General features: G+C 42.1%; 8 protein-coding genes and 1 pseudogene. 4 read left to right on the top strand and 5 right to left on the bottom strand.

The features are described from left to right. Positions 1–234: 234 nt before the first annotated feature. Positions 235–639: a hypothetical protein gene (locus HWQ37_RS18185; RefSeq protein WP_292749366.1), complete on the bottom strand. Its 405-nt coding sequence runs from the start codon at positions 637–639 to the stop codon at positions 235–237. A gap of 51 nt (positions 640–690) precedes the next feature. Between HWQ37_RS18185 and HWQ37_RS18180 the strand changes: the two genes are divergently transcribed. Together HWQ37_RS18180 and HWQ37_RS18175 are read left to right on the top strand one after the other, a co-directional pair. Next, entirely contained in the window at positions 691–855 is a 165-nt protein-coding gene (locus HWQ37_RS18180; protein WP_292749364.1) for a hypothetical protein, read from the top strand. A gap of 26 nt (positions 856–881) precedes the next feature. Continuing rightward, positions 882–1,817, top strand: a complete 936-nt coding sequence (locus HWQ37_RS18175) for a DNA cytosine methyltransferase (RefSeq protein WP_292749368.1) — start codon at positions 882–884, stop codon at positions 1,815–1,817. A gap of 80 nt (positions 1,818–1,897) precedes the next feature. On the opposite strand, the gene HWQ37_RS18170 is transcribed toward HWQ37_RS18175, so the two are convergent. Then, positions 1,898–2,065: a hypothetical protein gene (locus HWQ37_RS18170; protein WP_190900970.1), complete on the bottom strand. Its 168-nt coding sequence runs from the start codon at positions 2,063–2,065 to the stop codon at positions 1,898–1,900. Between the two features lie 64 nt (positions 2,066–2,129). Then, positions 2,130–3,080: a DNA polymerase IV gene (dinB, locus tag HWQ37_RS18165; RefSeq protein ID WP_292749359.1), complete on the bottom strand. Its 951-nt coding sequence runs from the start codon at positions 3,078–3,080 to the stop codon at positions 2,130–2,132. A 226-nt stretch (positions 3,081–3,306) separates the two neighbouring features. Here dinB and HWQ37_RS18160 point away from each other — a divergent pair, with 226 nt between their 5' ends. Continuing rightward, a complete protein-coding gene (locus HWQ37_RS18160; protein ID WP_292749357.1) occupies positions 3,307–3,717 on the top strand; it encodes a hypothetical protein in 411 nt (136 codons plus the stop codon). A 639-nt stretch (positions 3,718–4,356) separates the two neighbouring features. Further along, a pseudogene (locus HWQ37_RS18155) lies at positions 4,357–5,264 on the top strand (ISAs1 family transposase). A 343-nt stretch (positions 5,265–5,607) separates the two neighbouring features. On the opposite strand, the gene HWQ37_RS18150 reads toward HWQ37_RS18155, so the two are convergent. Continuing rightward, positions 5,608–5,943 carry a hypothetical protein gene (locus tag HWQ37_RS18150; protein ID WP_221704741.1) on the bottom strand — a complete coding sequence of 112 codons (336 nt, stop codon included), beginning with the start codon at positions 5,941–5,943 and terminating at the stop codon, positions 5,608–5,610. Next, positions 5,943–6,068 carry a DUF5674 family protein gene (locus HWQ37_RS18145; protein WP_363318146.1) on the bottom strand — a complete coding sequence of 42 codons (126 nt, stop codon included), beginning with the start codon at positions 6,066–6,068 and terminating at the stop codon, positions 5,943–5,945. Before HWQ37_RS18145 ends, HWQ37_RS18150 begins: the two co-directional genes overlap by 1 nt. Positions 6,069–6,283 lie beyond the last annotated feature (215 nt).

Genomic DNA, 6,283 nt, shown 5'->3' with positions numbered 1-6,283 from the left:
AGATTACCCGCCAGATTCGGGATATTGCCAAGTCTCACAAAATCCCTGTTTTCTTAGGCTGTCAAATCAATCGGGGCAATCAAACAACGGCTGATAAACGCCCCAATCGATCGCACTATTGAGTTGATTGTTGAGAAAAACCGCCTTTACGGTAAGCTCGGCACTGCAACCATGTTGTGCGATTTATCTACATCGAAGTTTTTGAACTTGGCAAGGTAAACGGGATGGAGTTAATTAATTTGGTGTGCTACTGCCGCCATTTCGGTCACGTAAATACTCCCAAATTCTGCGGATTTCTTCTTGGAAGGTTTGGCGATCGCGTTCGCCTTGAAGCAAGGAAGCAAGCAAAACTTCACGATCTCGGTCAGCTTGAAGTTCAACTTCCCTTATGGCTTGGCGATCGCGTTCAGCATCTCTTTGAGCAGCGCGTAATCCTTCCTGATGGAGGCGCGCAATGTCAGCCAGTTCCCTAATGGTACGCTCCAACCTTGCAATGGTTTGGGAATTTCCCCGTGTTTCCCGCCTGTTAGCATTCTGTACTGTCCTCAGTAAATCCAGTTCGTCACCGATCTCTTCTAGACGAGTATCAATATTATCAAACCTTGCACTGATATCTTCCGGTGGAAAAGCGTTTGTCATAATCCCTCCTTTCTCTTTCTATTCTTGCAGAAACTCACAACTACAGACTTTATGAGTACAACTATCCAACAACTCTTCCATAAATGGGCAACTCTTGCCCCTGATGAATGTTTATCTACTGAGCGCGATTACAAGTTCAAGCTCCGAATTTTACCAGAACCAAAAAGCCATCACCAAAATCAGATGTCTGCAAAAATTTTGATAACACAAAATTAAAACCAGTTCTTCCAGATGATGCACCGATTGCTGTAGTACTTTTCGCGGGTGGCGGCGGGATTGAAGCGGGGATGGTGCAAGCCGGGATTCGTCCAGTCATTGCGGTGGAGTTCGACCCCACAAAACCAGACTTGAGCAGGGCGATTGCCAAAACCCATCACCACAACTTTAGCGAATATGGCTGTAGAATAATCCAGCTAACAGTTCAAGAAGTAGCACGGTTAGGATTTCTAGGTTTTCCGCGCCACCCCGACTATCTCCACGCCTCTCCGGTGTGCGCTAACTTCAGCCAAGCACACACAGCTAAAGCTGGTAAGGGTATTGAAACGGCTGACGACCTGAGTGCAGCGATCGCAGTAGCAGAAGCCATCCGACAGTTACAGCCACGGGTGTTCACTCTCGAAAATGTCCCACGGTATCAGAACAGTCAGAGTTTTAGTATCATCCTGGATGCTTTGGAGCAAGAGGGATACTCGGTCAATTACAGTGTGGTCAACATGGCTGATTTTGGACTGCCCCAGGCGCGGCGGCGGTTAGTCCTGATTGCTAGTAGAGGTTTTCGCGTTGCAATACCCGCTCACAGAAAACCAATAGGTTGGTATGAGGCGTTCACGAAGTGTGCCGAAGGTATCGCGCATCTCATCCCCACCATGACCGATTCCCAACTACTCCCCAAACAACGGCAAGCTTTGGAGAAATTTTTAGCCGGGAATGCGCCGACACCACTGCTAATACAGAGAGTTGGGGGACGTACACAGTCCAAATACAAACCTGGAAATTTACCATGCAATACCATACTGCGATCGCACTTCACCGATCACAAAGGCTGTAACCGTAGTAAGTTCGCTGATATCTGGTTGCCTGATGGTACTGTCAAGTCTTTGTCTATTGAGGGGGCTGCGAAGTTACAAGGCTTTCCCGATTGGTACGAATTTCCCAGCGAGGCAGCAACGGCGGGGTGAATTATCGGCTATTCCGTGCCTCCCAGTTTTGCAAGCCAATTATTAATGTCGGCACAAAGTTATAGCTATGTAGGCAATAGCTAAGGCTCTACTCCTTCATCAATCCAAGCATCAATTGCTGTTTTTACCTCTAATTCAGTCACGGCAGACCATTCTTTTTCGTTGATAGTTGTTTTAAATCCCGCTCTTTTACCATGACCAACTTTTTCCATTGAGTGTCCGCGATACACATTTTTAGGCTTAATCATTTTTCTTAATCATCTTTATAGAATATTATAAACTTTCGCTCAATAAGAAGAGAAGTTTGATTTTCTATGATGCCTGCTGATCGAGGGGAGTATCATAACTGTAGATTATAGGGCTAATTCCACCAAGTAAGGCAGCTACGGAATAATTTCTATTATTTAAGTAAGCTAAAATACTAAATGTTGAGCTAAAACACATAGCTAATGGCATTAAGTCTTGTGCAAACGAGGTTTCTGCACCAATCGATTTGCGAACTCGATTTGCTTCAACTGGGCGGTCATCTTCTGCTCTGGCAATCTTATAGTAGTATTGCCCTGCTTTACCAAAGTGGTGTGTTAACTCAGTAAGCGATCGCTCTTTCAAATCTGCGCCAGTATGAATGCCGAGTGAGTGCATCTTCGCCGCAGGCACCTCTCCAATGCCGTGGAATTTTTCAATCGGCAGCTGCTCTACAAAGGCGATCGCATCCTCTGGCAAAATCACTGTCAGTCCATTGGGCTTGTTTTGGCCTGATGCCATTTTTGCTAGGAACTTGTTAATTGACGCGCCTGCGGTTGCTGTCAACTGAGTTTCCTGGAAAATTGCAGTTTTGATGTGTCTTGCGATCGTAGAAGCGTAGGGGATATTTTGCCGGTTCTCAGTAACGTCCAAATATGCTTCGTCTAAAGCAACCCCTTCAACCAAGTCAGTATAGCGTTTGAATATGGCGTGGATTGAAGTGGAAATCTCTCGATAAACGTCGAATCTTGGTCTGACAAATATCAGTCCGGGGCATTTTGCGATGCCTGCGGCAACGTCAAAGACGAACGCTGTTACTGACGGCATCGCGGAGTGAATACCAAACTTCCTCGCTTCATAACTAGCTGCTGCAACCACGCCTCGTTGACTTGGGCTACCACCGACTACTAACGGTTTGCCTCGGTAGCTAGGGCTATCCCTCTGCTCTACCGATGCGTAGAAGGCATCCATATCAACGTGAACTATTTTCCTGGTTCTAGCGACAGATTCTTGTCCCAAAGGTAGCTCCACTAAAAGCAGTCTCGCTTTTTACGCACTATGCCACGAGCAAATTAAATCCTAAACTACAAATCCTATAGTACACTAGCACTAGTCTACTGATCTAAGTCCCCCACCATTTAGTAGAACCCTTTGGTGACAATTCTTTATCCCCCATTAACGCAAAAATAATTGATAATTTTTTAACAGTATTGTCTGTTTGCCCTATCTCCTCAATATCCAAAATATGAATATCGACCGATTGCAAGAACTTAAGCAGAAACTGACGACTGACGCAGACTTGTCCGATATCTGGCTATTTTATATGGATCATTTTGCGGATCATCCAGAATTTACTGACCTGGGTGAACCTGCCAATAATGAATATCTAGATGCTGTCCTCCAAAAAACTTGTCAGCAGATGTTTGACAGGGCAATAAAGATTAGTGACTGTTTGCTAATCTACGTAGCTCCGTATCATTTATTTCATGGGGCTTTCCAAATCGAAGGACGTATTGGGGGTGTGATTTATTTCGAGGATATCAAAATTGGGTTAATTGCAGTGTCAGCAGATTATCCCCCTACCGATGCGGTTAAGTATTCACGTTTTACTGAGGTGATTCAACTGTCTGCTCCTAATGGCAACGATTACAATTGAGATAAGCACAACTTATAGATGTCATCTTATGCTTTTTGCAGGGAGAGAGCAGCCTATTTTTTCGTAACTGTTCCCTTGCCTTCACAGAAAAACTTTCTTATTTTGTATTCCCAGGCGCGATCGGGTATTATAGTTGAAGTCGCAAGTCGGAGGTCGCAAGTCGCAAGTATTAAATCAAGCCAGACACTCCGGGGTGGGGTTTTTACTTACCTTCAGATACAAGGACTGTTTCGCCCACAAGGGGCGAGGTTTTGAACCTTCACTTTTTTGATAAATATATTTTCATACTTTTAATAACAAGACAATTACTTGCGACTTGCAACTTTTAATTGGTATTACTTGCGACTTGCGACTTGGAGAAGACTTTTGAAAAAGAAAATGAACCATAACGCAGATTCGTTGCCTCCGATTAAACTCATCCCCCAGGGCAAACGCATCTAAATATTGATGAGCATAGATAAAAGTATAATTCACCAGAAGCTAGACCCCATAGTGCTTTCAGAAAATTAAACATTGATGAGTAAAGGAATGAGAATCATTATGACGGGGTGGTTAGAGGCAACCGTCGGTTGCTTTTTATCGAACGTGATATTCTCATAAAAGCTCCAAAGAAGAATTACGCTCTCCCGTCTCCTCTGTATGAAGCTGAAGCCAAAAATCACAATTGCTGACCATTTTTTGGGAATAGAAGACCCACGAATTTATCGAACGAAGCGGCATAACTTAATAGATATCATAACGATTGCTGTGTGTGCTGTGATTTGTGGGGCAGATGGTTGGGTGGCAATAGAGACTTATGGATGTGCCAAGTATGAGTGGTTAAAAACATTTCTAGAACTACCGAATGGTATCCCGTCACATGATACATTTGCGCGAGTATTTACACAGATAAATCCTCAACAGTTTCAGTCATGTTTTCTGGATTGAATGAAATCAATACAGAAGATAACTGAAGGTGAGGTGGTAGCAATTGACGGAAAAACCTTACGTAGTTCTTATGAAGAAAGTAGCGACCAAAGTGCAATTGTGATGGTGAGTGCATGGGCAACTACAAATAGATTGGTGTTAGGGCAAGTAAAGGTGGATGAAAAATCCAATGAGATTACAGCAATTCCAGAGTTATTAGTCATGAAATCCGCCACTATATGATGTTATCTCAAATTCAGTCTCGGCTTAACCCAGATTCAGCTTGGTCAAACTTTAATAGTGTTGGAATGGTAGAATCCGTTCGTTCATTAAATGGTGAAACAACGGTTGAAACTCGTTATTTTATTAGTAGTCTTGAAGATAATGCTGAACAGTTTGGTAATTCTATTCACAGTCATTGGGGAGTTGAAAATTCATTACATTGGATATTGGATGTCGCATTGAGAGAAGATGATTGTCGGATTAGAAAAGATAATGCTCCACAGAATTTTGCAATTCTCAGACATATTGCAGTCAATCTTTTAACTCAAGAGAAGTGTGTTAAACGTGGAATCAAAAATAAACAGTTCCTCGCTGGGTTGGATAACAATTATTTAGAAACAGTTTTAGCGTTAGCATAAACTAATATATCAGAAATTGAATTTAAATATTTAGGGAAAATCTCACTTTTTCTCTAGATAAACATACTTTTATAAACTCGAATATTAAGTTGTATCAGTATCAATAAATAATCATTCAGCCTCAGATAAGCTAATTCATGTTTTTCGGAGATACTCTATTTATATTATTTATCATTCCATCAACTTTTACAATTATCTATGTCATTTTGAAATCTCTCTTAGTTTTTATTAGTAAATAAGATGCATTTTCCCTGCAGTATTTACCGAGGAGCGATGGCGTAACCGCCCAGTGTAGCTGATCGCAGTGGTCAAGCGCATTACTTAAGACTATGCACTCAACGATTTAAGAAGCTAGCAAACCCGACATCTCCAATACTCGCTGTGACCAAGTAGACGCAACAGATGCAATATCTGTAATTTCCATTGATTTGTCCCAAACATTGATCCAGTTTTGTAATAAGTCTTGGAGTTGATTTAATTCAACATTATTTATTTCACTTTTTTGTTGTATTAAAGACACGTACAACAAACTTTCTGACAACAATATTGGAACTAATTCACGAATTGCACTCTTTTGTGACCAAGAGTTAAGGCGTGCCAAACTAGCTGCTAATTCTCCTAATTGTTGCGCGTGGGGTTGACGTAAAAAACTCGCTTCAATTGCACTCCAGTTAGGCATTACAATCCTCCTAGCAATTGCTTGGTAATTTGGCTAACTTGTTCTCGAATTTGGTTAGACTGTATTATCATACTACGGTTATTCTGGCTTGGGCGAATGTCGATGAAGTTGCCGCCAGCATCCACTACTGGCTCCAGTGATTGCAATAACTTTGTTTTCTACATTTAACATGATGACTGTCCTTGCTGTTGAGGTTGATTTGACTTAGAGAAATATGCCTCTAGAGACTTCAATTATTTGGGTATTTACTCATCGGTTTCCGCGATGGGTGAATGCCCACCGTAGGCGATCGCTTCATCCTTATATTGCTTGTAAATCTTCACAGCATAAGTGGTAGAAA

Origin of the sequence: Nostoc sp. NMS4 (genome assembly GCF_017115095.1) — a bacterium.
Classification (GTDB): domain Bacteria; phylum Cyanobacteriota; class Cyanobacteriia; order Cyanobacteriales; family Nostocaceae; genus Nostoc.
This window is presented reverse-complemented; position numbering and strand designations above follow the sequence as displayed.

Coding starts and splice junctions, on each gene's coding strand:
- HWQ37_RS18185 (WP_292749366.1), bottom strand. CDS start 639: ATGACAAACGCTTTTCCACCGGAAGATATCAGTGCAAGGTTTGATAAT.
- HWQ37_RS18180 (WP_292749364.1), top strand. CDS start 691: ATGAGTACAACTATCCAACAACTCTTCCATAAATGGGCAACTCTTGCC.
- HWQ37_RS18170 (WP_190900970.1), bottom strand. CDS start 2,065: ATGATTAAGCCTAAAAATGTGTATCGCGGACACTCAATGGAAAAAGTT.
- HWQ37_RS18160 (WP_292749357.1), top strand. CDS start 3,307: ATGAATATCGACCGATTGCAAGAACTTAAGCAGAAACTGACGACTGAC.
- HWQ37_RS18150 (WP_221704741.1), bottom strand. CDS start 5,943: ATGCCTAACTGGAGTGCAATTGAAGCGAGTTTTTTACGTCAACCCCAC.